23 protein-coding genes are annotated in these 24,189 nt (G+C 56.0%); 7 read left to right on the forward strand and 16 right to left on the reverse strand.

Going from position 1 to position 24,189, the window contains the following annotated elements; translation table 11 throughout:
- Nucleotides 1-17 precede the first annotated feature (17 nt).
- From yjfF to ABMA60_RS13685, 4 genes are all read right to left on the reverse strand, one after another.
- The gene (gene yjfF, locus ABMA60_RS13670; protein ID WP_392804024.1) at nucleotides 18-980 is read right to left on the reverse strand and encodes a galactofuranose ABC transporter, permease protein YjfF; all 963 of its coding nucleotides are present in this window, start codon (nucleotides 978-980) and stop codon (nucleotides 18-20) included.
- Nucleotides 977-1,984, reverse strand: coding sequence for an ABC transporter permease (locus ABMA60_RS13675; RefSeq protein WP_392804027.1), 1,008 nt, complete (start codon nucleotides 1,982-1,984; stop codon nucleotides 977-979). Before ABMA60_RS13675 ends, yjfF begins: the two co-directional genes overlap by 4 nt.
- 7 nt (nucleotides 1,985-1,991) lie before the next feature.
- Nucleotides 1,992-3,491, reverse strand: a complete 1,500-nt coding sequence (locus ABMA60_RS13680; RefSeq protein WP_392804029.1) for a sugar ABC transporter ATP-binding protein — start codon at nucleotides 3,489-3,491, stop codon at nucleotides 1,992-1,994.
- 88 nt (nucleotides 3,492-3,579) lie between these two features.
- Nucleotides 3,580-4,521, reverse strand: a complete 942-nt coding sequence (locus ABMA60_RS13685; RefSeq protein ID WP_392804031.1) for an ABC transporter substrate-binding protein — start codon at nucleotides 4,519-4,521, stop codon at nucleotides 3,580-3,582.
- Nucleotides 4,522-4,752: 231 nt separating this feature from the next.
- Between ABMA60_RS13685 and purM the strand changes: the two genes are divergently transcribed.
- The 4 genes from purM to ABMA60_RS13705 all read left to right on the forward strand — a co-directional run bounded on the left by purM (nucleotide 4,753) and on the right by ABMA60_RS13705 (nucleotide 8,222).
- Nucleotides 4,753-5,799, forward strand: a complete 1,047-nt coding sequence (purM, locus tag ABMA60_RS13690) for a phosphoribosylformylglycinamidine cyclo-ligase (protein WP_392804033.1) — start codon at nucleotides 4,753-4,755, stop codon at nucleotides 5,797-5,799.
- Nucleotides 5,796-6,455, forward strand: coding sequence for a phosphoribosylglycinamide formyltransferase (gene purN / locus ABMA60_RS13695; protein WP_392804035.1), 660 nt, complete (start codon nucleotides 5,796-5,798; stop codon nucleotides 6,453-6,455). Before purM ends, purN begins: the two co-directional genes overlap by 4 nt.
- A complete protein-coding gene (locus tag ABMA60_RS13700; protein ID WP_392804037.1) occupies nucleotides 6,442-7,161 on the forward strand; it encodes a DUF3108 domain-containing protein in 720 nt (239 codons plus the stop codon). Before purN ends, ABMA60_RS13700 begins: the two co-directional genes overlap by 14 nt.
- A 68-nt stretch (nucleotides 7,162-7,229) precedes the next feature.
- Nucleotides 7,230-8,222 (forward strand): 2-hydroxyacid dehydrogenase, encoded by a 993-nt coding sequence (locus ABMA60_RS13705; protein WP_392804039.1) that lies wholly within the window; start codon nucleotides 7,230-7,232, stop codon nucleotides 8,220-8,222.
- Here ABMA60_RS13705 and ABMA60_RS13710 read toward each other — a convergent pair.
- Complete coding sequence (locus ABMA60_RS13710; protein WP_392804041.1) at nucleotides 8,219-8,818, reverse strand: class I SAM-dependent methyltransferase; 600 nt, start codon at nucleotides 8,816-8,818, stop codon at nucleotides 8,219-8,221. The genes ABMA60_RS13705 and ABMA60_RS13710 overlap by 4 nt on opposite strands.
- Nucleotides 8,815-9,405 carry a TetR/AcrR family transcriptional regulator gene (locus ABMA60_RS13715; RefSeq protein WP_392804042.1) on the reverse strand — a complete coding sequence of 197 codons (591 nt, stop codon included), beginning with the start codon at nucleotides 9,403-9,405 and terminating at the stop codon, nucleotides 8,815-8,817. The genes ABMA60_RS13710 and ABMA60_RS13715 overlap by 4 nt, the downstream gene beginning before the upstream one ends.
- A 127-nt stretch (nucleotides 9,406-9,532) precedes the next feature.
- Between ABMA60_RS13715 and ABMA60_RS13720 the strand changes: the two genes are divergently transcribed.
- Entirely contained in the window at nucleotides 9,533-10,300 is a 768-nt protein-coding gene (locus tag ABMA60_RS13720) for an SDR family NAD(P)-dependent oxidoreductase (RefSeq protein WP_392804044.1), read from the forward strand.
- 8 nt (nucleotides 10,301-10,308) lie between these two features.
- On the opposite strand, the gene ABMA60_RS13725 is transcribed toward ABMA60_RS13720, so the two are convergent.
- The 8 genes from ABMA60_RS13725 to thrS all read right to left on the reverse strand — a co-directional run bounded on the left by ABMA60_RS13725 (nucleotide 10,309) and on the right by thrS (nucleotide 16,322).
- A complete protein-coding gene (locus ABMA60_RS13725) occupies nucleotides 10,309-11,361 on the reverse strand; it encodes a hypothetical protein (protein WP_392804046.1) in 1,053 nt (350 codons plus the stop codon).
- Nucleotides 11,362-11,370: 9 nt separating this feature from the next.
- Nucleotides 11,371-11,913: a DUF4256 domain-containing protein gene (locus ABMA60_RS13730; protein ID WP_392804048.1), complete on the reverse strand. Its 543-nt coding sequence runs from the start codon at nucleotides 11,911-11,913 to the stop codon at nucleotides 11,371-11,373.
- Nucleotides 11,914-11,916: 3 nt separating this feature from the next.
- Nucleotides 11,917-12,432, reverse strand: a complete 516-nt coding sequence (locus tag ABMA60_RS13735; protein WP_392804050.1) for a GNAT family N-acetyltransferase — start codon at nucleotides 12,430-12,432, stop codon at nucleotides 11,917-11,919.
- A 92-nt stretch (nucleotides 12,433-12,524) separates the two neighbouring features.
- On the reverse strand, nucleotides 12,525-12,974 hold the full coding sequence (locus ABMA60_RS13740) for a protein tyrosine phosphatase family protein (protein WP_392804052.1): 450 nt from the start codon (nucleotides 12,972-12,974) through the stop codon (nucleotides 12,525-12,527).
- Nucleotides 12,975-13,105: 131 nt separating this feature from the next.
- Nucleotides 13,106-13,459, reverse strand: a complete 354-nt coding sequence (rplT, locus tag ABMA60_RS13745; protein WP_108124544.1) for a 50S ribosomal protein L20 — start codon at nucleotides 13,457-13,459, stop codon at nucleotides 13,106-13,108.
- A gap of 27 nt (nucleotides 13,460-13,486) precedes the next feature.
- Nucleotides 13,487-13,681, reverse strand: a complete 195-nt coding sequence (gene rpmI, locus ABMA60_RS13750) for a 50S ribosomal protein L35 (protein ID WP_108165514.1) — start codon at nucleotides 13,679-13,681, stop codon at nucleotides 13,487-13,489.
- 166 nt (nucleotides 13,682-13,847) lie between these two features.
- Nucleotides 13,848-14,345, reverse strand: a complete 498-nt coding sequence (infC, locus tag ABMA60_RS13755) for a translation initiation factor IF-3 (RefSeq protein WP_392804195.1) — start codon at nucleotides 14,343-14,345, stop codon at nucleotides 13,848-13,850.
- Between the two features lie 45 nt (nucleotides 14,346-14,390).
- On the reverse strand, nucleotides 14,391-16,322 hold the full coding sequence (gene thrS / locus ABMA60_RS13760; RefSeq protein ID WP_392804055.1) for a threonine--tRNA ligase: 1,932 nt from the start codon (nucleotides 16,320-16,322) through the stop codon (nucleotides 14,391-14,393).
- A 337-nt stretch (nucleotides 16,323-16,659) separates the two neighbouring features.
- On the opposite strand from thrS, the gene ABMA60_RS13765 reads away from it, so the two are divergent.
- On the forward strand, nucleotides 16,660-17,940 hold the full coding sequence (locus ABMA60_RS13765) for an efflux RND transporter periplasmic adaptor subunit (protein WP_392804057.1): 1,281 nt from the start codon (nucleotides 16,660-16,662) through the stop codon (nucleotides 17,938-17,940).
- Complete coding sequence (locus tag ABMA60_RS13770) at nucleotides 17,937-21,014, forward strand: efflux RND transporter permease subunit (protein ID WP_392804059.1); 3,078 nt, start codon at nucleotides 17,937-17,939, stop codon at nucleotides 21,012-21,014. The genes ABMA60_RS13765 and ABMA60_RS13770 overlap by 4 nt, the downstream gene beginning before the upstream one ends.
- 15 nt (nucleotides 21,015-21,029) lie before the next feature.
- Here ABMA60_RS13770 and ABMA60_RS13775 read toward each other — a convergent pair whose 3' ends face one another.
- Both ABMA60_RS13775 and ABMA60_RS13780 read right to left on the reverse strand, forming a co-directional pair.
- Nucleotides 21,030-22,814: an ABC transporter ATP-binding protein gene (locus ABMA60_RS13775; protein WP_392804061.1), complete on the reverse strand. Its 1,785-nt coding sequence runs from the start codon at nucleotides 22,812-22,814 to the stop codon at nucleotides 21,030-21,032.
- A gap of 91 nt (nucleotides 22,815-22,905) precedes the next feature.
- Nucleotides 22,906-24,117, reverse strand: a complete 1,212-nt coding sequence (locus ABMA60_RS13780) for an MFS transporter (protein ID WP_392804063.1) — start codon at nucleotides 24,115-24,117, stop codon at nucleotides 22,906-22,908.
- Nucleotides 24,118-24,189 lie beyond the last annotated feature (72 nt).

Genomic DNA, 24,189 nt, shown 5'->3' on the forward strand with positions numbered 1-24,189 from the left:
TGCTTATTGCACGACCATCAGGCCAGTTGCTGCTGCCGACTGGACATCACCTTTTGCAGCGCAATGAAGATAAACAGCAAGAGCCCAATGACGATCTTGGTCCACCAGCTACTCAGGCTGCCATCGAAGGAGATGTAGGTCTGCACCACGCCCATGATCAGCACGCCAAAGAGGGTGCCGATGACATAACCACGGCCGCCGCTGAGCAAGGTGCCGCCGATCACCACAGCGGCAATCGCATCCAGCTCCACACCCACCGCCGCCAATGAATAACCGGAGAAGGTATAGAAACTGAAAACGATACCGGACAACGCCGCCAGGAAGGAATTCAGCGCATAGACACCAATAATGGTGCTCGCCATCGGCACCCCCATCAAGGCCGCCGAATGCGCATCGCCACCGATGGCATAGACGCGACCACCGAAACGACTGAAGTTAGCCAGCCCAATCGCCAACACCAGCACCACCAGACTGATGATGGTACTGGTATCGAGCCAGGCGTTACCCGGCAGACTGAAACCGGCCATGGCGATAGTGTCGTAGAACGGATGATTGATCGGCAGCGATTCCGAGCTGATGACCTGCGCCAGACCGCGGGCAAAGAACATCCCCGCCAGTGTCACAATAAAGGCCTGCAACCGATAAAAATGGATGATGGCGCCCATGGTGGCACCGAACAGGGTGCCGAAACCGAGCACCAGGATAAAGGCCGGAATCGGATGCCAGCCAAAGTGGGTCAATAACACACTGATCATGACACCACTCAAGGCGATGGTAGAACCCACCGACAGATCAATGCCGCCAGAGAGGATGACAAAGGTCATACCCACAGCGGTAATGAGCAGGAAGGCGTTGTCGGTCAGCAGGTTGACAAAAACCCGCAGCGTGCCGAAGTTTTCAAACTGGATGGCGCCGGTCGAAAACATCAACAGAAACAACGCCAGGGTGACGAATAACGGAAAAAACTTATGACGCGTCATGCCGATCTCCAGGTCTGGCGCAACAAGGTCATCTGCCGATGGAACTGAGGCGATTGCAGCAACAGAATAATGATGATCGCCGCGGCCTTGATCAGCAGATTAAATTTGGGCGGAACACCGCTGATGATGATGGTGATGCTCAACGCCTGGATGATCAGCGCGCCGATGATCGACAACACTATTGAGAAGCGTCCGCCCATCAGGCTGGCGCCGCCAATCACCACCGCCAGGATGGCATCAAGCTCGAGCCAGAGACCGACGTTATTGGCGTCGCTGCCGGATATGTCGGCTGTGGCGATCATGCCGGCAAAGGCCGCACACAGACCGGAAATGCAGTACACCATCAACTTAACCAAACGCTGGTTAATACCAACGTACTGACTGGCGCGGCTGTTACAACCCACGGCTTCAACGAAGAGCCCCAGAGCCGTGCGGCGCATCAGCAATTGCAGCAATACGAACACCAGCACCACGATAATGATCGGGAATGGCAGACCGAACAGATGACCGGAACCGAGAAAGCCGAACGCCTGATGGTGAAAAGTGACGATCTGACCGGCATTGATCAACTGCGCCACACCACGACCGGCCACCATAAGAATCAAGGTCGTAACGATCGGCTGAATACCGAGAAAACCAACCAGCATGCCGTTAAGCAGGCCGCCGGCAACACCGGCCAGCAGACCGCCAGCCACGATCAGCACCACATTGTCGACGCCGCTGACAATCAAACCCGCAGCCACCGCCCCGGCAATGGCCATCACCGAGCCGACCGACAGATCAACGCCGCCGGTCGCGATCACCAGCGTCATGCCAATGGCCAGCAAGGCCACCGGTGCGGCGCGGTTTACGACATCGATCAAGCTGCCATAGAGGCGCCCATCGATGATGTCGATATGAAAGAACTCCGGTGTCACCACCAGATTGACCAGCAGCAAAGCTGCCAGTCCGGCCAGAGGCCAGATATAGCGCCGGGCATCGGCGCTGAGATTCAGTAAAGTCATGATCAGCTCAGCCTTCGGCTAGGGACTGCAAAATGCGTTCTTGAGTGACATCGGCGCCACTGACTTCGGCGGCCTTACGACGATCCGTCAGCACCACCACCCGATCGGAAAATTCCACCAGTTCGTCCAGCTCGGACGAAGCCACCAACAAGCCCAAACCATCGCGACACAGTTGGCGAATCAGCTGGATGATTTCAGCATGGGCGCCAACGTCGATGCCGCGCGTCGGTTCATCGAGTAACAGCAAACTGGGTTTGGCCGCCAGCCAGCGCGCCAAAATCACCTTTTGCTGGTTACCGCCACTGAGTTGGTCGATGGGTTTGTCGATGTCGGAGGTGGCGATGTTCAACGCCTTAACGTATTCCTCGGCCAGAGCTTTCTGCCGCGCCATGGGAATGTAACGCCACCAGCCACGCTTGCTTTGCAGCGCCATAATGATGTTTTCGCGAATCGACATGGGACCAAAGATGCCATCGCGCTTACGGTCTTCCGGGCACAAACCGATACCCGCCAGCACCGCCTGACGAGTGGTACGAAACCTCGCCGGACTGCCGCAAACATCGCGCTGACCGCCGGCTAAATGATCCAGGCCGAATACCAGCCGACACACTTCAGTGCGGCCAGAACCCAGCAAACCCGCCAAACCCACCACTTCACCAGCACCAACGCTCAAATCCATCGGTTCCAGTTGAGTGCTGCTGGCTTGGGTCAATTTCAGCAGACCACCGGCATCGGCCGCTGCGCTCGGCTTATGGGGCGCGCTGAGCGATTGGCTCAACTCTTTGCCCAACATATGGCTGACCAGGTCGTGCTTACTCAGCTTGGCCGCCTCAAACTCGCCGACCAGACTGCCGTTACGCAATACGGTAATGCGGTCGCAAACGGCATAAACCTGATCAAGAAAATGGGTCACAAAGACAATACCAATACCCCGCTCACGCAAGGAACGCATGATATTGAAGAGGGTTTTTACTTCATCGGAATCGAGACTGGCGGTGGGTTCGTCCAGCACCAGCACCTGGGCTGACATGGACACACCACGCGCAATGGCGACCAATTGCTGAACGGCCACCGAGTATTGCGACACCGGCGCAGTGACGTCGATATCGAGATCGTAATCGGTCAGCAGGTCGCGCGCCTGGCGATAGAGAGTACGCCAGTCGATCAGTCCCCAGCGTTTGGGTTCACGCCCCAAAAACAGATTCTGGGCAACCGACAAATTCGGGACCAGATTGACCTCCTGATAGACCGTGCTGATCCCCAAAGCCTGAGCGTCACCGGTGCTGGTCGGATGAATCAATTGGCCATTGAGATGGATGTCACCGGCATCGCGGCGATACACCCCGGTCATCACCTTGATCAGGGTCGACTTACCCGCGCCGTTCTCACCCAACAAGGCGTGAATCTCACCGGCTCGGAGTTTGAAATCGACACCATTCAGCGCTTTGACACCGGGAAAGGTTTTCACCACACCCTGCAGCGATAAAACCAGATTTTCGTTATCCATAGTCGCACTATGTTCGCCCTGCGTGACCGGCGATCACGCGGGCGAACTCACCTTCTTTTATTGTTGTTGATGGCGATATTAGTCGGGCTTAGTTGCCCATGCGGCGATTGTACTCGTCGAGGTAGTTATCCTGAGTAAAGACGCGACCTTCCATCATGATCCACTTGTCGAAATCGCGCTTGCCATCCATGTACTCTTCAACGGCATCGAACACCGGCTCACCCAGGTGCGGGCTCAGCTCAACAGAGACATTGGCTTTGCCTTCGTGCAGCGCGACAAAGATGTCATCCACAGCGTCAACAGAAACCACCAGGATGTCTTCACCCGGGTTCAGACCGGCTTCTTCCATGGCCTGAATGGCACCCAGCGCCATCTCATCGTTGTGCGCCCAAACCGCGCAGATGTCATCCGGATCTTCGGCTTTGAGCATGGCTTCCATCACCGTTTTACCTTCGGTACGGGTGAAGTTAGCGGTCTGAGTGCGGATGATGCTCGCATTCGGGTAATCGGCAATCACTTCGCCAAAGCCCGCCATGCGATCAAGCGCAGCACTGGAACCAACGGTGCCCTGCAGCTCGATGATGTTGCAGTTGCCGTTAGTTTCGTCCATCAGCCAGTTAGCAGCGGCACGACCTTCGTTGGAGAAGTCAGCGGCAATGCGGGTGACGTAGAGACTGTCGTCGCCGAGATCGACGTTACGGTCAACGATAAAGACGGGAATGCCAGCGCGGCGAGCTTCCATAAAGACGGGACGCCAGCCGGTTTCAACCACTGGTGCAACGACAATGGCATCGACACCCTGAGCGATAAAGCTGCGGATGGCCTTGATCTGGTTTTCCTGTTTTTGCTGAGCATCAGAAAAACGCAGATCGATACCGCGCGCTTCGGCTTCAGCAATCATGGATTCGGAAAATGCTGTGCGCCAGCCGCTCTCAGAACCGACCTGAGAAAAGCCAATGGTTAAGGCAGCAGCGTATTGTGAGAGGGTAAGGAGCGAAGTTAGGGCAAGGCCCAGGACGGTCTTTTTCATGGTTAGCCTCAATTCTATTTTATTGTTGTTGGTGCGACGTACGGCTCAAACAAATCGCTCGAAAAATATATAATATAATATTTTATATTACAAATTTGATTGGCCAATAAACGTCCGTTTCGATCAACCCAAGGAAGCCGGGCCAAGTTGACCGGATGGTCAAGCTGTTTCCCGGCGTCGGGCCTGCTACAATCCGCGCGCCTAGCCACCGCCCGCCGACGGAGCCATAGAATGACGGACGCGCCCAAACCCCTCAGTTACAAAGATGCAGGTGTCGATATCGACGCCGGTAATGCCCTGGTTGAACGCATTAAAGACACGGTTAAATCGACCCGTCGCCCCGAAGTTATCGGTGGTCTGGGTGGCTTTGGCGCGCTGACACGAATCCCCAGCCATTACCGCAAGCCAGTACTGGTGTCCGGCACCGACGGCGTTGGCACCAAACTGCGTCTGGCCATGGATCTGGATCGACACGACCAGATCGGTATCGACCTGGTCGCCATGTGCGTCAACGACCTCATTGTCTGCGGTGCCGAACCGTTGTTCTTCCTCGATTACTACGCCACGGGCAAGCTGTCAGTCGACATCGCGGCCCAGGTGGTTGAAGGCATTGGCGAAGGTTGCCGCCAGGCCAACTGCGCCCTGGTCGGTGGTGAAACCGCTGAGATGCCGGGCATGTATCAGGGCGAAGACTATGATCTGGCCGGTTTTTGCGTCGGCGTTGCCGAAGAAGACAAGCTCATCGACGGTACCTCCGTGCGCCCGGGCGACAAGGTGATTGGCCTGCCCTCTTCCGGCCCGCATTCCAATGGCTACTCGCTGATTCGCAAAGTACTGGAAGTCTCCGGTGCCGATCTGCAGCAAAGCCTCGGCGAGCAAACGCTGGCCGATGCCTTGATGGCGCCAACGCGTATCTACGTCAAACCGGTACTGCAATTGCTGGCACAGCATCAGGTCGGCGCTATCTCGCACATCACCGGTGGCGGCTTCTATGAAAACCTGCCACGCGTACTGCCGGATTCACTCGCCATTCGCATCGATACCAGCAGTTGGCAACGGCCGCCGGTGTTCGACTGGTTGCAGCAAGCGGGCAATATCAGTAACCGAGAAATGGCGCGGACCTTTAACTGTGGCATTGGTCTGGTATTGGTTGTGGCAGCGAATCAAACCGACAACGCTCTGGACATTCTGCACGCTGCCGGCGAAAAACCACTGGTCATCGGTCAGATCGAAAGCCGTCGCGACGAAGCAGTTATTCTGGATGGTCCGCTGGCGTGACCCGACTGGTTGTCTTGATCAGTGGCGGCGGCAGCAACCTGCAGACCTTGCTCGATGGCTGTGGCAACGGCGACATTCCGGCTGACGTGGTCGCCGTCATCGCCAACAAAGCCGACGCCTTCGGCTTGCAGCGTGCGCAGCAGGCCGGTGTCGCCACCGAGGTGATTGACCATCGCGACTTTTCTGATCGCGAAAGCTTCGATGCGGCTCTCGCCGAGCGCATCGATCAGTATCAGCCGGACCTGATTGCCCTGGCCGGCTTTATGCGCATTCTGACCGCCGGCTTTGTGCAGCGTTATCAGGGACGCATGCTCAATATTCACCCGTCCCTGCTGCCCAAATACCCAGGCTTGCACACTCACCAGCGCGCCCTGGACGCTGGTGATACTGAGGCTGGCGCCACGGTTCATTTTGTCACCGCCGAGCTCGATGGCGGTCCGCCCATCGCCCAGGCGAGTGTGCCCATTAAAGCTGGCGATACTGCCAGTGATCTGGCCAAACGCGTGCTGGCCCAGGAACACCGACTCTATCCGAGCGTGGTTCGATGGTTTGCCGAAAATCGTTTGACGTTGGTCAACAATCAGGCATTTCTCGACGGAGCCCCCCTTCCCAACACCGGTCGTCTGCTGGATACTGCAAATCATGAAGAACCTTAAACGATTCAGTCTGTCCGCACTGTTGGTTCTGCCGTTAATCACCCTGGCAGAACCGCTCGTCCCATTCGAAGCCGAAATAGAAGTGACCCGCTATGGCCTGGTCGATATCAGCGCCGACGGTCACATTCGCTTGCAGCAAAACGACGCTGGAGAATGGCACTATCAACTCTATGCCGAAACGCGCGGCATCCATCTGCGCGAAGACAGCTGGACGACGGTGGTAGACGGCGATATCCGGCCGCTGCGGTACAGCTCCGACACCAAAATTTTATGGTCGCGTAATCGCCAACACCTGACTTTCGATCATCTGGCACAGCGCGTGGTTGGCGAAGTGGACGGCGAAGACGTCAATGAGCCTGTCGGCAGCGGTGTTTACGATGCGCTGGGCTACCAACTGGTGCTACAACAACGCCTGAAAGCGGGCATGCGTGAGATGGAATTTGATGTCTTCCGTGAAGACGAAGTCGATGATTTTGCCTTCCGTGTGGTCGGTGAAGAACGCCTGCGCATTGCCGGCGGCAGCGTCGATACCTTGATCATTGATCAGACCGCGCCACTGCGCCGCAAAGAACGCAAGCGCATCTGGATTGCGCCGGAGCTGGGCTTCGTCCCGCTACGCTTTACCCGCGAAGAAGACGGCAAGATCCGCGAAGAATTCCGTGTTACCGGCCTGATACTCGACGGCGAGCGCATTCACTTTAATTGATCTGGGTTAACTTGGCGGTTGCTTAAGGCCGGTATAGTAAGGCTGGTGAAGTCAGACAAGGAATCGCTATGAAAGTCGCCGTTTTTAGCAGCAAAGCCTACGACCAACATTCGCTGGACGCCGCCAACCAGGGCCGGCATGAATTCACCTACCTGGAAGCCCACCTGACCCCACAGACCGCCGCCCTCAGCCAGGGCCACAAAGCGGTCTGCTGCTTCGTGAACGATACCGTTGATGCCGACACCCTGAGCGAACTGCACCGCCAAGGCGTGGCGCTGATTGCATTGCGTTGTGCCGGCTTTAACAACGTCGATCTGGCCGCAGCACAACGGCTCGGCATCCGCGTCGCCCGGGTACCGGAATATTCGCCCTATGCGGTCGCCGAACACGCTGTGGCTCTGATTCTGGGCCTGAATCGCAACACCCACCGCGCCTTCAACCGGGTCCGCGAAAACGACTATTCACTGCACGGTCTGCTCGGTTTCGATCTGCACAACAAGACCATCGGCGTCATCGGCACCGGCAAAATCGGCGCCGCCTTTGTGCGCATCATGAGCGGTTTCGGTTGCCGGGTGATTTGCAGCGATCCTTACGTTAATCCAGACGTCGAAAAAGCCGGCGCGCTCTATGTGCCACTGGAACAACTCTGGTCCGAAAGCGATGTAATTTCATTGCACTGCCCACTGATGCCCGCTACCCGCCATCTGATCAACGCCGATACCCTGGCGCAGATGAAAGACGGCGTGATGATCATCAACACCAGCCGCGGCGCGCTGATCGAAACCAAGGACGTTATCGAAGCGCTGAAATCCGGCAAGGTGGGTTATCTGGGATTGGATGTTTATGAAGAAGAAGCGGATCTTTTCTTTGAAGACAATTCCGATGCCATCCTGCGCGACGACACCTTCGCCCGCTTACTGACCTTCCGCAATGTGCTGGTCACCGGTCACCAGGCGTTCTTTACCAAAGAAGCGCTGGCGGCCATTGCCGACGTTACCCTGGGCAACCTGGATGCGTTCGACAACGGCGACTTTGACAAGATGCACGAAGTCTCAGTCTAAGTTCTCTGGACAATAAAATAAGCGTGCAGTTCCGGATACTGATCGACTTCAAAGTGACGTATCCGGCACGGCAGCTGACTGAACAACTGCCAGAAACCATTGACACCCAGAGACGAATACAACACCTCCGGTCCCATAAAATCGTCCGTATGTTCCCCGGCCTCATCGGTTGCGCCGCAACTGAAAAGCAACACCCCGCCCGGCTCCAGTGCCTTCACCAACTTCGTCAACACCGGCTTCTGCTCGCTCAGCGGAATATGCCAGATGCTGTCCCAGGCGGTGATAAAGTCATAGCGCTTTGCTAATTGCCACTGGCAAATATCCTGATGATAAAAGCTCAGTTGCGGATGTTTTTGCCGCGCCAGTTCAATCATTTGGGCTGAGACATCGACGCCCTCCGGGGTAAAACCTTCACTTTGCAACCAGTCAATAAAACGACCGGTGCAACCGCAGCCCACATCAAGCGCCGCACCTCGGCCCTCGACAAAGCCCAAAGCTCGGCGGTGCTGAGCCATACCGTTGTCACGATTAAAGTCGTCGCGCTGCCAGAGGTGAGTAATACCGTCGTAAGCCTGACCAATCTGCTCGGGTGTCATTGGTCCGCTCCGTAACGCATACCATCGACCAATAGGCTGACCATGCGTCGGGCCGTATCCAGGCGATCTTCTTTGGCGGACAAGCAAAGGTTTCCAACCGCACGCAGCAGCTCATCAGGATCAACATCGTCGCGCACCTCACCGGCAGCAATGGCCGCATCTAAAAGGCTTTGCAGTGCCGGGCGCAGATGCGCATCGAAGTATGCAGGCAATGCACTGTAGGCCGGATCGCCTGAGTGCAGCGCCGATGCCAGGCCGCGTTTGGTGACAATAAAATCAGCGTAACGCTGCACCCAATGCGCCAGTGCATCGGCGGGCGCATATTGCTGTGCCAACTGCGGGGCAGCATCGGCACAGGCATCGACCTGACGCTGAAATACCGCGACGATCAAATCCGATCGTTGCGGAAAGCGGCGGTACAGGGTCGCCACTCCGACCCCTGCGCGCTGGGCAATTTCCCGTACCGGCGCATCGACACCCGATTCAGCAAACACCGCCAAAGCGGCCGTCAAAATGGCCTCCAGACTGCGCTTGGCATCGGCCCGCATGGGCGTCTTTGCTGGCCCGCTGAACTCCGACTGACTCACAACGTCCCTCCTTCCTGATGCCTGCCATTCTGCCAAAATACGGAACATTGATCCATTTATTTGCAAAACGGAACTTTGCTCCATATTATTCGGAACAACGATCCGTTTATAACCCAGAGGAAAAAACATGACTACCCAGAAAATTGCACTCGTCACCGGTGCCAACAAAGGCATCGGCCGCCAGATCGCACTGGAGTTGATTGAGCATGGCTTTATCGCGCTGATTGGCGCGCGCGATCTGAGTAAAGGACAACAAACGGCACAAGAGCTGGGACCACAGGCTCAGGCGATTCAACTCGACGTTACTGATGCGGTTTCCATCGAAGCTGCCAAACAGCAGATCGCCGAAACCTATGGCCAGCTTGATGTGCTGGTGAACAATGCGGGCATTGCTCATGCCGGCACGGGCAGCCTATCGCTGGAAGAAATCACCCAGGCAGCCAAACCAAGCACGGCGTCCATTAACGACGTCAGACAGATGTTTGAAACCAACGTCTTCGGCGCCTTTGTGGTCACCCAGACCATGTTGCCTTTGCTGCGTCAGGCTCCGGCGGCACGCATCGTTATGGTCTCCAGCGGTGCAGGTTCGCTCAGCGCTCATGCCGATCCGAACTTTCCGATGCGAGCGCATTTTGGTGCCCTCTATGGACCATCAAAAACCGCGCTCAATGCCTTCACTCTGGCTTTTGCTATCGAGCTTGAAGACAGCGGCATTAAAGTCAACGCGGCCAACCCGGGCCCTACTGCTACAGAGTTTAATAACTTCTATGGCAACAGGACCGTCAAAGAAGGCGCGGCCGAAGCTGTGCGCCTGGCACTGCTCGATGACGATGGCCCGACCGGCACCTTTTCAGGCTTCACCTTCACGGGTGAAAACGGACCGAACCCTTGGTAATGAAACGCTCAACGTTGAGCAGTAAAACAGGGCAAAACGTCTTCACTGAAATAAGGTTCCTGGTTACTCCAGAACATCAGTGACACGCCCATAAAGTCCTCAGCAAAAGCATGCAGCAGAGGCACCAGATTGGCGCGATCGGTTTCGATGCGATCGGAATTGGTCGCGCCAATATAGTTGCCATCCTGGATGGCGATGCCCAAGGGCACGCTGTACTGGTGTTCGTGCATCATGGCGATGGTATGGTTCAACTGGCCTTTGCGCTGCACCATTAAATCCGGACCGGCCAAACCAACACCGATGTTATTGCCGTGCTCGTAGATTGAGCGCAAATAACCTTCATCTTCCCAGGGCAGCCATTCGCCCGGCATAAAGTTGGCGTACTGCAATTTGATGGAATTGGGAAAGGCATCCGCCAGTGCCTGCATATTGGCTTTTAAGCCTTCAACGTAACCTTCAGGCGTGAAGCTCGGATCCGTCTCATTGCTGACGCCAATGGCTGTTTCCTGCAAATTAATGCCCGCTATTTCGCCATCAAAGCGCTCACCAAAAGCCGTTAAAAAAGCCGCAAAACGAGTGCGAACATCGGCATTCCAACGCTTGGTTACCCAACCTTCCGATACGCCCTCATCGGTGTACTGCTGCACCACTCCGCCATCGAATTCCTCACTGAGCAGGTATTCTGGCGCGGCCACATAGATATCGTAAAAAGTGGTGTCCTGCAGTTGCACAAAGAGTTGTTTGCCGTGCGCTTTCAGGTAAGCAAGGTCCGTCTCGATGGCGGAAAAATCATAGTCGCCGCGCTGCGGTTCTAACTCCCGCCAGCTGTACATAATCTGCGCACCAGAAAAACGATCGGACGTCAGTAACGGATGATCTCGAAGCGCATCACGATCGCGCGCGAAATAGACATAATGATCGATACCGTCTTCCGGAATGGGGCAACGCGCATCGAGGTATGCTTTATAGGCGTCGCTGTAACGTTCGCTGGGGTTATCCCAGTCGGCGGCCGAGGCATTTAAACCCATAAAAACCAAAGCCACTAACGCAAATGGTCTCATCTCTCCCTCTCAAACAACTAGCCGGCCACGGAAACCGCGCGCCGCATAGTAGGAATCAGCACCGTTATGATAAATAAACACCTGATCATAACGACGGTCTCCAAAGATAGCGCCGCCACGCTGACGGATATTGTCTGGCGTTGCCAACCAGCTCGAGGTTTTCAGATCAAACTCACCCAGCGTTTGCAAATAGCGATAATCGGCTTCACTCAATAACTCAATGCCCATCGCCAATGCCTGATCCATAGCACTGCCACTGGGTTTGTTCTTCTTACGCGCCTGCAAGGCGGCATCGTCATAACAGAGGCTGCGCCGCCCGGCTGGGCTCTCCGTTACGCAGTCACAAAACACATAACCATCAACAGAATCGTCGTAGGCAATGACATCGGGTTCACCACCGCTTTGTTCCATTTGCTCAAGGATATTGAGCTTGGCTGGATCGGCGAGCAATCGAGTCACCACCTCGGACCAATCGATGCCCAGATGACGTTCAGGATGTGCTTTAAAGCGTTGGTGCAATAAAGTAATAAGATCTTGCTTGGCATCCGCCATTGATTAAACCTCCGTTACAATCCTTTGGGTGCAGCAATAGTAATGCCGATCTAAAGACGCTACATAGTCTCGATATTCAAATCCCGCTTTCACCAGAACTCGGTTGGAAGCCAGGTTGTTCGGGTGTGCAAACGCCGCTATAGATTGCAATTCCAATTGTTGCAGCGCAAAGGTAACGGCCGTTTTTGCCAGCTCTGTGGCATAGCCATAACCACACTGATCCGGTGCCAGATAATAAATTAACTCAGGTCCCCAACCAGGTTCTTGCTCATCGACGATGATGCCGCCCCAACCCAGGATGGCAGCTGAGGATTTCTGCTGAATCAGCCAGGCGCCATAACCAAAGCGCTGCCATTGACTGGCCAGTTGATGAATATATCGCTGCTGATCTTCGGCTGTCGTCATCGACTGGCTAAAACGCAGATGTTCAACATTGGCAAGGATGGCTGCCAAATCTGTCCAATCGGTAGCTATTATGGGTCGATACATCAAGCGGTCGCTTGCTATGTTTTCTGACATCCACCCTGCCTCAACGACTGGCGCTTATTTCGATGAATAGCGCATTATGGTGAACTACCAGCCTGCAAATCTGTCGATTCATCATGACCGCGCTATACCAAACCAATGTCCTGGCGAGTCCAGGACAATAATTCCTGCCAGACCGCAGGAGGTGTCCAGCTGTCCAGCATCGGCGATCGGGCACTGGCTTCATCGTAGCCAGCCAGTTTGGTCAGATACTGGTACAAAAACGCCGACGCCCGATAGTTCATGATGCAATGCACGAACACCTTGTCGTCGCGCAGCATGTCCATCAACAAGCAAAACCGCCGTACCTGCTCCGGCCTGGGATGATCAAAAGGCACGGGAATATGAAAGTAATTCAGGCCTAAATCGGCAAGTCGCTTATCTTCGTCAACAACGGCATCGCTGTGGCTGGATAAACCCAGGTTGATAACATGACGGTAACCCTGGTCTGCGATCAACTGAAACTGTTCTGCTCTTGGCTGGCCTGCAGTGCCGATATTGGTCGTTAGCTGAACGAAATTGCGGATGGAATCCATAACCCCGACGTCTGTTTGCCGAAAGCTTCAGACTACTCAAGCGGTGATATTTTCACTAGCGTTAAAGGCTGCAAACCGCCATAAAAAAACCCGCCAAAAGGCGGGTTTTCAATCACCGGAACCGATTAAGCTTAGGCAGCAGCCTTGGCTTTTTCGGTCAGGGCGGTGAAGGCGACCTTGTCGTGAACGGCCAGATCAGCAAGGATCTTACGGTCGATCTCGATGGACGACTTCTTCAAGCCTGCGATGAATTTGCTGTAAGACAGACCATTCACGCGAGCTTCAGCGTTGATACGAGCAATCCACAAAGCGCGGAACTGACGCTTGCGCTGACGACGGTCACGGTAGGCATATTGGCCTGCTTTGATGACCGCCTGCTTGGCTACGCGGAATACACGTGAACGTGCACCGTAATAACCTTTGGCTTGCTTCAGAATCTTTTTGTGACGACGACGGGCGATGACGCCCCGCTTAACACGTGCCATTTATCTTTCCTCCTAGTCCGGTGACCGTTAAACGTAAGGCAACATGCGCTTGATCAAAGGCACGTCGGACTCAGCAACTTGCTGGGTGCCGCGCAGATGACGCATACGCTTGGTGCTTTTCTTGGTCAGGATGTGGTTACGGAAAGACTGCTTGTGCTTAAAGCCATTCGCTGTCTTCTTAAAACGCTTCGCAGCGCCGGAATTGCTCTTGATTTTTGGCATTTTCAATCTCCCGATCTACTTCCGAAAACCGCTTTGCATCCCTTCTGGACTCGGTACCAGACCGGATCCGGGAGCTAACGGTTGCCATTAAAAAACGACGACTCAAGCAGAGTCGTCGTCCACGTGCGAAGTGGCGGACCACTTCGGGATGCTGCCTAGGGCAGCCTCACTTCTTCTTGGTTGGCGCCATGACCATGGTCAACTGACGACCTTCCATCTTGGGACGCTGTTCAACGGTTGCCAAATCTTCCAGATCGTTGGCGACCCGCTGCAGCAGTTCCATACCGATTTCCTGGTGAGCCATTTCACGACCACGAAAACGCAGCGTTACCTTAGCCTTGTCGCCGTGTTCCAGAAACTTGGTCAGGTTACGCAACTTGACGTTGTAATCACCAATGTCGGTGTTGGGGCGGAATTTCACCTCCTTCACCTGCACCTGAACCTGTTTCTTCTTAGCCGCAGCCTTGGCTTTCTTCTCTTCGTAGAGCTTCTTGCCCAGGTCCATGATCTTGCAGACCACGGGGTCGGCATTAGAGATCTGTACCAGATCCAGTTCGGATTGCTGAGCCCGCGCAATGGCGTCGGCCAGCGATACAATGCCGAGCTGTTCGCCGTCTTCCGCGATCAGACGGACTTCGTCCGCCTGAATCTGCTCATTAATAATATGACGATTGGTAGGTTTGGCGCCTCTCGCGTTGCGTTTTATAACTCACTCTCCGTTTGTTACCAGACGGCCTTTTTGGGCGACATCGGCAGTCAGACGTTCAATAAAGGCGTCGACTGACATGGTGCCCAGGTCCTTCCCATCTCGGGTACGGACCGCTATGGCCTCGTTTTCGACTTCCTTATCGCCAATAACCAGCAAATAAGGAACTCTCTGAATCGTGTGCTCGCGGATTTTAAAGCCGATCTTCTCATTTCTCAAGTCGGCATCTGCCCGGAACCCAGCGGAAATCAGCCGATTTTGGACCGATTTGACGAAATCGGCCTGGGCATCGGTGATATTGCACACCATGGCCTGAATCGGCGCCAGCCAGGGCGGCATCGCACCGGCGTGTTGCTCGATCAGAATACCGGTGAACCGCTCGAAGCTGCCCAGGATGGCGCGGTGCAGCATGACCGGTGTTTGACGGTTGCCCTGCTCGTCCACGTACTGGGCGTCAAGCCGCCCCGGCATGGAGAAGTCGACCTGGATGGTGCCGCACTGCCACATCCGGCCCAGGCTGTCTTTCAGCGTGAATTCGATTTTCGGGCCATAGAAAGCACCCTCGCCCGGCAGGGTCTCCCAGGGCTTGCCGGTGGCATCGAGCGCCGAGGCCAGAGCCGCTTCAGCTCGATCCCAGTCGGCATCACTGCCGACACGCTTTTCCGGGCGAGTCGATAATTTCAGGATGACATCGTCAAAACCAAAGTCGTAATAGACTTCGTTGAGCATCTCGATGAATTGGGCCACTTCCGGCTGAATCTGCGCTTCGGTACAGAAAATATGCGCATCGTCCTGGGTAAAGCCGCGCACGCGCATAATGCCGTGCAAGGCACCAGACGCTTCGTTGCGATGACAGGAACCAAACTCCGCCAGCCGCAACGGCAGATCGCGGTAGCTTTTCAGCCCCTGGTTAAAGACCTGAACGTGGCACGGGCAGTTCATCGGCTTGACCGCGTTGTCGCGGTGTTCGCTGTGCGTGGTGAACATGTCATCACCGAACTTGTCCCAGTGACCGGACTTTTCCCACAGGGAACGGTCGACAATCTGCGGTGTGCGAATTTCGTTGTAGCCATGCGCTTTCTGCTTGGCGCGCATGTATTGCTCGATCACCTGGTACATGGTCCAGCCATTGGGATGCCAGAACACCATACCCGGCGCTTCTTCCTGCAAGTGAAACAGGTCGAGCTTCTTACCGATACGGCGGTGATCGCGCTTGGCCGCTTCTTCCAAAAATGTCAGGTGCTGTTTCAGCTGTTTCTTGTCGGCCCAGGCGGTGCCGTAGATGCGCTGCAACTGCTTGTTGTTGCTGTCGCCACGCCAGTAAGCGCCAGACACACGCATCAGTTTAAAGTGATGGCAAAACTTCATATTCGGCACGTGCGGGCCACGGCACATGTCGATGTATTCTTCGTGATGATACAAGCCTGGCTGATCATCGCGGCTGATGTTCTGCTCGAGAATTTCCAGCTTGTAGGGTTCGCCGCGCTCGCGGAACGTGTCCACGGCTTGCTGCCAGCTGACTTTGTGGCGCACCACCTCATAGTCGGTTTTGGCGAGCTGCATCATGCGCTTTTCCAAGGCGTCGAGATCTTCTTCGGTGAGGCGATGATCCAGATCGACATCGTAATAGAAGCCGTTTTCGATGGTCGGGCCAATGGCCATCTTGGCATCCGGATAGAGTTGTTTCAGCGCATGTCCGAGCAAATGCGCACAGGAGTGACGGATGATTTCCAGACCGTCGTCATCCTTGGGCGTAATGATCTCGATATCGGAATCTTCGCTGACCACATCGACCGCATCGACACGCACCCCATTAATGCGTCCGGCCAGCGTATTGCGAGCCAGGCCAGGGCCGATATCTTCGGCAATCTGCATAATGGAAACGGGGGCGTCGTAGGAACGTTTGGCGCCGTCAGGCAAGGTAATAACAGGCATAATGCACTCCTTCAGTGGTGACCCCTACCAAGGGCCACATGTTGGATATTTCAGGTTTTGAATGGTTTTGCTCTGGCCCGACCTACCCCTACCAAGGGACCGTATCGGACCAACATTTCAACGGACGACCTGAATAAGCCGTGACCCGACTGAAACGAGCTGGGCAGTCTACCTGATCGAAACCAAGCGGTCACCCCGATAACCAGCCTGTGTTTACGGTTTATTGACCGCAGCGCTGCATTTTCTCTGCATCTTTATTCCTTAAACTGTCGCGCAATTCTTCGATCTTTTTTAATGTGACTGGCCGGTCAGCACCCTGGCGCCTTGGGAGTAGTGAATGAAAAAGCAGTCGATCATTGTCGCGGTCATCCTGGCCGTCGGTGCCGGCGGTTATCTATTGATGAGCAGCCCGATCGGTTCTGACAGTGGCGCCCAGCGTGGTGGCAATGCCGCTATGAGCATGCGCGCCGGTCTGGCCGGTTCGCGCTGGGGACGCAGCAACGCCAGCAGCAACACCGTCCAGGTTGAAGCCATTGATGTGACACTGGCCGATCATGCCCCCACCACTCCACTATTAGCCAAGGTCGATGCTAAACGACAAGAAACGCTAACCGTTCCGGCCGAAGCCAGAGTGATCGACATCGCCGTCCAGGCCGGTCAAACCGTCAGCGCGGGCGATGCGCTGCTTGAACTCAATGCTGATTCCATCGAATGGACGCTGCGCCAGCAACAGGCTGCGGTCGCCCAACAACAGGCGGCGATTCGCATCGCCGAACGCCAGCATCAAGTGAATCAGGCGGCGTTGGCCAATGCTCGCGCCAGCTATCAACGCGAGGTGGCTTTGAACGACCAGGGTTACTCCAACGCCGCCAGCTTACAGACTGCCGAAGAGGCATTGCGCAGCGCCGAGTTGACCGTCGATATTTATGCCGACCAATTAGTTCAACAACAGGCGCAACTGGAGCAGGCGCGCATCGCTCTGGAGCAAGCCCAAGCCGACGCCGATGACTTGCAACCGACCGCCCCCTTTGATGCCGAAGTCGTCAGTATCAATGTTGCCAGCGGCGCTCGCATCGCGGCCGACACCAATTTGATGACACTGGTTGACCGCCGCTCTCTCTTTGCGCGCACTCAGGTGCCGTTATCGGTGTATCGCCGCATTCGCGGCCAGGCCATCGAAGCCGAAGCCATCATCGATGACGTCAACTATCCGCTGACCGTCACCAGCCTGGCCGCTTCCGCCGAAACCGGCGCTGTGGCACTGGAAGTCGCCCTGCCCGCTGACATTCCTGTCCTGATCAACGAAACCATTGAGCTGCAGCTGAAACTGCCGACGCTGCGCAGCTACGCCGTGCCCCAGGATGCGATCTACCAGAACAACCGTTTGTATCGTCTGGTCGATGGCGCGTTGAGCATGCAAACCGTCCGGGTTCTGGGTTATCAACAACGTGACGGCAAACAGTGGGCGCTGGTGACGTTTGATGAGGCGGCATCATCAGACGAACCGATAACGGTGCTGACCACTCGGCTGTCGCAACCGTCCAACGGTACGCCCGTCACTCGCGTCGGCCAAAGCCATGAAACCGCCGCCGCCACTCAAAGTGGTGACGCTTCATGAGCGGCTTTTACGATCAGATACTGCGCCACCGCCTGGCCGCCAACCTGATGATGTTGTTGGTCATCGGCGCCGGTATCTGGGGTTTGCAGTCGGTGCGTTCGCAGCTGTTTCCGGATTTTGAACTGCCGCTGGTGCGCGCCACCTTCAGTTGGGATAACGCCGACGTCGACACCATCCGCACTCAACTGGGTGACCCGCTCGATCAGGAAATGATGGACAGCGGCGATTTCGATTTTGTCCGCGCCGTCTCCTACAACGGTGGTCATCGAGTCTTTGCTGCGGTTAAAGACGGCCTCAGCGTCGATGAAGGTTTTGCCACGCTCGAAGACGCCATCGATAACATTGGCTTGCCGTCGACGGTAACCATCGATGACCTGGAAAAAATCGAAGTCACCGAACCCGTGGCTTCGGTACTGATTTACGGCGACTTGCCGCGTGGCGATCTGGCCAGCATCGGCTATCAGGCGCAGCAGTCTTTATTGGCGGAAGGCGTAGCGGTGGTCGAACTGTCTGGCGTGCCCGGAAGCAAAAGAGTGATCGATGTCGATCTGACCGCCCTCGGCTCGCTGGGCATGACGCTCGACACCCTGGCTGAACGCATCCGCGCCCAGTTTGATACCACACCGGCCGGCACTCTGGCCGTCGGTGCCAACAGCACCTCCTTAGTGACCGATTCACCCGACTGGACGCTCGACGCCCTGAGCGACGCCATCATCGCGCAAAACGCCGGTGGCGTGATTCGGCTGTCGCAGGTGGCCGATATTCGCGAGGCTTACGACAACACCGATATTCTGCGTTATGGCGGCATGCCGGCGGTCAAACTCGAAGTCAGCCGTGTTGCCGGTGAAGACACTCTGGAAAACGCCGAGCTGCTGGACAACTGGATGAATCGCTTTGTCGACGAACTGCCCTACGGCGTCGGCATGCACAAGTACAACGAAATCTGGCAGGTGGTTCAGGACCAGCTCAATCTGGTGATCAGCAATGGCATCGCCGGCATGGTCTTGGTGTTGCTGGTGTTATTCGTCTTTCTGCGCACCCGTCTGGCGCTCTGGGTGGCAGCCGGCATACCGGTTTCCTTTATGGGCACTCTCGCCTTTATGGGTTATTCCGACACCACCATTAACACCATCAGCCTGTTCGGCTTTGTGATCGCCATCGGCATCATTGTCGACGATGCCATCGTCGTGGCCGAAGATGCTGCAGCGCTGGAATCTCAGGGTTTATCGCCTGAGCAAGCCTCACGCACCGCCGCCAAACGCATGATGCCGGCGGTCATTGCCTCGAGCCTGACCACCATCGCCGCCTTTATGCCGCTGCTGTTGATCGGCGGTTCTTTTGGCAATTTGCTGGTCGATATTCCGACCGTCGTCACCGCCGCCATCATCGCCTCTTTGGTGGAGTGTTTTATCATCCTGCCTGGTCACCTCGGCCATAACGCCAAACCCAAACCGATGAGCGCGCGCCGGCAACAATTTGAAGACGCCTTTCATCGTTTTCGCGATGGTCCCTTTCAGCGTTTGGTCAAACAGGCGCTGCAGCAATCGAGCATCTTTGTCGCCGCCGTTTTTGCCATCGCTTTGTTGACCCTGGGTGCTGTGACCAGCGGCCGCATTCAATTCGAACCCTCGCCGTCGCTCGACCAGCCGACCATGAACATCACCCTCGATATGCTCGACGGCACCACCCTGGCCGAAGCCGAAGCGGCAATCGATCAGTTACAGGCGGTGGTTGAAAACATCGACGCCTCAGTCGGCGGCGGCCTGATCGCCAACATCGTGCAGGAGTTTGAAAGCGTCGATGAACCCGACCGCGCCTCTCTGGAATTAACGCTGAGCAGCGACACCGACCGGGCGTTGAGCAACGCCCAAGTGCTGGAGCGCGTGCAGAACGAATTCGAACTACCGCCGGTGGTGCGCGCCTATTCCAGCGGTCGTTTTTTCCGTGGCCCCGGTGGCGGTGGCGATCTGGAAATCCGTTTAGTGGGCGATGATATCCAGGAACTGAAACAGGCGTCCCTGGCGCTGCAAACGGAGTTGCTGAATTATTCCGATGTGCTCAGCGATATTACCGATGATTTGCCTTTGGATGGTCAGCAATACCAGATGAGTCTGACCCAGGCGGCACAAACCGCAGCCGTCGATATGAACAGCGTGGCCAGCCAGGTCGCCAGTCAGTTATCGGGCAAAACGCTGGTCACGGTGCAGGAAGGTGATCAGGAAATACCGGTGGTGTTACAACTGATCGAGCGTCAGCGCGAGAGCGATGCCTGGCTGGATAATCTGCCGATTCAACTGAGCGACGGCACCACCCGACCGCTGGGTGGCCTGGTCAATTTTCAGTTTGACCAGGGCCTGAATCGCATCACGTCTCGCAACGGTCAACTGGAGGTTGAAGTCACCGCCACTTACAACGGCGACCAATTGGTGGATTTTTATCCGGTATTGGAAGACACCGTCCTGCCCGGCATCAGCGCCCGCTTTGATGTGGACAGCTCAATCAGCGGCCAGGCCGAAGAATTGGAATCCTTTTTCAGCGATACGCTGCTGGCGGTGAGCATTTCCATTCTGCTGATCTATCTGATTCTGGCCTGGGTGTTTGAATCCTGGCTGTGGCCGTTCGCCATTTTAATCACCGTGCCCTTTGGTTTAACCGGTGCCGTTATCGGGCACTGGTTAATGGGCATGCCGTTATCGACGATTTCGGTATTCGGTCTGATCGGGCTATCGGGCATTGTGATCAACGACGCCATTATTTTGGTGACCGTATTCCGGCGACTGCACGACGATGGGCTGAGCCTTTATGACTCCGCCGTCGAAGCCTCGCTGTCGCGATTACGGCCGGTAATTCTGACCTCGATCACCACCATGGCCGGTCTGATTCCGCTGTTATTTGAGACCAGTGTCGATGCCGCCCTGCTCAAACCCATCGCCGTCGGTATGGTGTTCGGCCTCGGTTTCGGCACCCTCTTGATACTCTTGCTGGTGCCCATTCTGCTGCTGCAGATCGGCCGCTTGAAAGCACGCATCGCCAGCCGTCGTGACGGTGGCGATCCGGAAACCATCAAGGTCTAGTTGAGGCGAGATAAATCAGGCCGCGCCGCCGGTCTGCACCTGCCACTGTGACCAATAGGCGCCACGCTGAGCGACCAGTTCATCGTGGCGACCTTGCTCAACAATTCGCCCCTGTTCCAGCACCAGAATCTGATCGGCGTGGACGATGGTCGATAACCGATGCGCGATCATAATGACGGTGCGTTCGTGGGAAATATGTTTGAGCGAACGCTGAATGGCCGCTTCGGTTTCGTTATCAACAGCGCTGGTGGCTTCATCGAGTACCAGTATGGCCGGGTCTTTCAACAGCGCCCGCGCCAGTGACAAGCGCTGGCGCTGGCCGCCCGACAAACGCACGCCGCGCTCACCCACCGGCGTATCCAAGCCATCGGGAAGACGCTCAATAAATTCCCAGGCTTCGGCGGTCCGGGCGGCGTTGATCACTTGCGCTTCACTCGCGTCCGGCCGACCGTAAGCGATGTTGTCGCGAATGCTGCCTTCGAACAAAAACACATCCTGACTGACCAGACCGATGGCAGAACGCAAAGCGTGCAAGGTCAGTTGTTCGGTAGGCGTTCCATCCAAACGAATTTCACCACTTTGCGGCTGGTTAAAGCGCAGCAATAATTTTATCAGCGTCGACTTGCCAGAGCCGGTCGCGCCGACCAAGGCCACTGTGGTTCCCGCCGCTACCTTAAAGTTGATGTCATGCACACCAACGCCGGTACGACCGTAGACGAAATTCACCGCCGAATAATCCACCTCACCACGCACCGGCGCCGCCAAACTCTGCGTGCCCTGGTCAGGAATATCGATGGGCGTTTCAATCAAACCGAGAATTCGGCGCACACTGGCCATGGCCCGCTCATAAAGGTCGATGGTCTGCGCCAACGCCGTCAACGGCCACAACAAACGCTGGGTCAAAAATACCAAGACACCATAGGCGCCAACGCTTAACTGGCCGTCCAGTGTCTGCATGCCGCCGATGACAAAGGTGAACAAAAAGCCGGTCAGAATCGCCATACGAATGATGGGAATAAAAGCCGAACTGACGGCGATGGCATGACGGTTGGCCTCGGCATAAGCTTCGCTGTCGGCGCGCACCCGAGCGGCTTCGGTCTGTTCGGCGGTAAAGGCTTTGATGGTGCTCATTCCGCCAATGTTGTTGGCCAGGCGAGTCGCCAGGCGGCCGACCTGATCGCGCACCTTGGCGTACAGCGGCGTCGCTCTTTTCTGGTAGTAGAAAGCGCCCCAGATAATCAGTGGCACCGGGGTAAAAGCCAGCACAGAAATCAAGGGTGAAATCACAAAGAACACCGCGCCGACGGCAACCACGGCGACTAGAATTTGCACCAGTTCATTGGCGCCGCCATCGAGAAAACGTTCCAACTGGTTAACGTCGTCATTGAGCACCGAAATCAACTGGCCGCTGGAGCGATTTTCGAAAAAGCTCTGATCCTGTTTCTGGATATGCTCATAAGCATCCTGACGAAAATCAGCTTGCAGTCGCTGCGCCAAATTACGCCACAAAATCTGATACATATATTCAAAAATCGACTCGCCGGCCCAGATCAAAAAGGTCAGTATGGCCAGCGCTGTAATTTGCGATTCCGGTGTCGCCAAGCCAAGACGCGACACAAAACTGGCTTCCTGATTCACCACCACATCGATGGCAATACCAATCAAAATTTCCGGAGCAATATCAAAAAGCTTGTTGATCGCCGAGCAGGCAACGGCACCGATCAGACGCAGACGATAACGACGGGCATAACGCAGCAGACGCAACAGTGAGCGAAAACTGGTCTGGGTAGAGTCAGACATGACAATCCTTAAACAAAAACGATCAGCGAGCCGCCAATTCGGCTCGCGACTATAGCAGGATTAATAACAAGAACGCTGTGGTTGAGCGCACTCAGACCGTACGCAACTGCACACTGGCGTCCTGCTCACGAATCGGCCAATGCAGGGCCGCCGCAGCCAGACCCAGAATGATGCCCGCTATCCAGATGCCATCGTAATGACCGAAGGTCTCATACAACCAGCCACCCAGCCAGACGCCACTGAAGCTACCCAACTGATGGCTGAGAAACACCACGCCATAAAGAAAAGTCATATAACGGGTACCGAAAAACACCGCCACCAGACCGGACGTTGGCGGTACCGTTGCCAGCCACAGAAACCCCATAACGGCACTGAATACCAGGATGCTGATCAGACTGACCGGCACCAGCAAAAACGCCGTAATCGCCACCACCCGACCCAGATAAATAAACGCCAGTATCCGTTGCTTGGGCAGGCGACCACTCTGCACACCCGCCACATAGGCGCCAATAACGTTGCACAGGCCAATCAGGCTGATACTCCAGGCGCCGACCTTGGCATCAAAACCCAGATCGACGACATAGCCCGGCATATGGACGGTAATAAAGGCGACGTGAAAACCACAGACAAAGAAGCCAAGCACCAGCAAGGTATAAGAACGAACGCCAAAGGCACGACGCAGAATTTGCCACAGCGAAGCCTCAATGGCCGGGCTCGAGGTATCGGAAGCACCGCCATAAGGCGCCAGCGGAATGGCCAGCAAGGCCATGGCCAGCGCCGATAAACTCAACCATTGCAACGCCTGGAACCAACCGACGGCGTCGACCAGGGTCTGCATCAAGGGCACCACCAGAAACTGACCAAAGCTGCCGGCAGCGGTCCCCAAACCCAGCGCCCAGCCGCGACGTTCTTCCGGCACGGCGCGCACCAGAGCAGGCAGAACGATACCAAAGGCCGTACCGGCAATACCGGCACCCACCAACAAACCAGCCGTCGCGATAATGGCGCCGGCGCTGGCAGCGTAGGCCATGCCTGCCATACCGGCGGCGTAACAGGCCACGCCAGCAAGCAGCACCTTCAAATTGCCATAGCGATCCGCCAGGCCACCGGCGAGCACAGCAACCACGCCCCAGGCCAGATTCTGAATCGCCAAGGCCATGGAAAACACATCCCGACCCCAGCCATGAGCCGAGGACAAGGGCTGCATAAAAAGACCGAAACCGGCACGATAACCAAAGGACAACATCAGCAACAGACAGGCACTGATCAAGACAGGCAAAACAGGCAACAAACGACTTTTCATGGTGGCAGGCAGGCTCCGTTCAGGCAGGCAAGCGCCCGACAATAACGCCATCCCTGAACACCGACAAGCACG

This window comes from Saccharospirillum sp. HFRX-2, from assembly GCF_043196805.1.
Classification (GTDB): domain Bacteria; phylum Pseudomonadota; class Gammaproteobacteria; order Pseudomonadales; family Natronospirillaceae; genus Saccharospirillum.

What these genes read in the sequence shown, in the direction of transcription:
- yjfF (WP_392804024.1), bottom strand. Translation starts at nt 980, where the DNA reads ATGACGCGTCATAAGTTTTTTCCGTTATTCGTCACCCTGGCGTTGTTT.
- ABMA60_RS13675 (WP_392804027.1), bottom strand. Translation starts at nt 1,984, where the DNA reads ATGACTTTACTGAATCTCAGCGCCGATGCCCGGCGCTATATCTGGCCT.
- ABMA60_RS13680 (WP_392804029.1), bottom strand. Translation starts at nt 3,491, where the DNA reads ATGGATAACGAAAATCTGGTTTTATCGCTGCAGGGTGTGGTGAAAACC.
- ABMA60_RS13685 (WP_392804031.1), bottom strand. Translation starts at nt 4,521, where the DNA reads ATGAAAAAGACCGTCCTGGGCCTTGCCCTAACTTCGCTCCTTACCCTC.
- purM (WP_392804033.1), top strand. Translation starts at nt 4,753, where the DNA reads ATGACGGACGCGCCCAAACCCCTCAGTTACAAAGATGCAGGTGTCGAT.
- ABMA60_RS13700 (WP_392804037.1), top strand. Translation starts at nt 6,442, where the DNA reads ATGAAGAACCTTAAACGATTCAGTCTGTCCGCACTGTTGGTTCTGCCG.
- ABMA60_RS13705 (WP_392804039.1), top strand. Translation starts at nt 7,230, where the DNA reads ATGAAAGTCGCCGTTTTTAGCAGCAAAGCCTACGACCAACATTCGCTG.
- ABMA60_RS13710 (WP_392804041.1), bottom strand. Translation starts at nt 8,818, where the DNA reads ATGACACCCGAGCAGATTGGTCAGGCTTACGACGGTATTACTCACCTC.
- ABMA60_RS13720 (WP_392804044.1), top strand. Translation starts at nt 9,533, where the DNA reads ATGACTACCCAGAAAATTGCACTCGTCACCGGTGCCAACAAAGGCATC.
- ABMA60_RS13725 (WP_392804046.1), bottom strand. Translation starts at nt 11,361, where the DNA reads ATGAGACCATTTGCGTTAGTGGCTTTGGTTTTTATGGGTTTAAATGCC.
- ABMA60_RS13730 (WP_392804048.1), bottom strand. Translation starts at nt 11,913, where the DNA reads ATGGCGGATGCCAAGCAAGATCTTATTACTTTATTGCACCAACGCTTT.
- ABMA60_RS13735 (WP_392804050.1), bottom strand. Translation starts at nt 12,432, where the DNA reads ATGTCAGAAAACATAGCAAGCGACCGCTTGATGTATCGACCCATAATA.
- ABMA60_RS13740 (WP_392804052.1), bottom strand. Translation starts at nt 12,974, where the DNA reads ATGGATTCCATCCGCAATTTCGTTCAGCTAACGACCAATATCGGCACT.
- rplT (WP_108124544.1), bottom strand. Translation starts at nt 13,459, where the DNA reads ATGGCACGTGTTAAGCGGGGCGTCATCGCCCGTCGTCGTCACAAAAAG.
- rpmI (WP_108165514.1), bottom strand. Translation starts at nt 13,681, where the DNA reads ATGCCAAAAATCAAGAGCAATTCCGGCGCTGCGAAGCGTTTTAAGAAG.
- thrS (WP_392804055.1), bottom strand. Translation starts at nt 16,322, where the DNA reads ATGCCTGTTATTACCTTGCCTGACGGCGCCAAACGTTCCTACGACGCC.
- ABMA60_RS13765 (WP_392804057.1), top strand. Translation starts at nt 16,660, where the DNA reads ATGAAAAAGCAGTCGATCATTGTCGCGGTCATCCTGGCCGTCGGTGCC.
- ABMA60_RS13770 (WP_392804059.1), top strand. Translation starts at nt 17,937, where the DNA reads ATGAGCGGCTTTTACGATCAGATACTGCGCCACCGCCTGGCCGCCAAC.
- ABMA60_RS13775 (WP_392804061.1), bottom strand. Translation starts at nt 22,814, where the DNA reads ATGTCTGACTCTACCCAGACCAGTTTTCGCTCACTGTTGCGTCTGCTG.
- ABMA60_RS13780 (WP_392804063.1), bottom strand. Translation starts at nt 24,117, where the DNA reads ATGAAAAGTCGTTTGTTGCCTGTTTTGCCTGTCTTGATCAGTGCCTGT.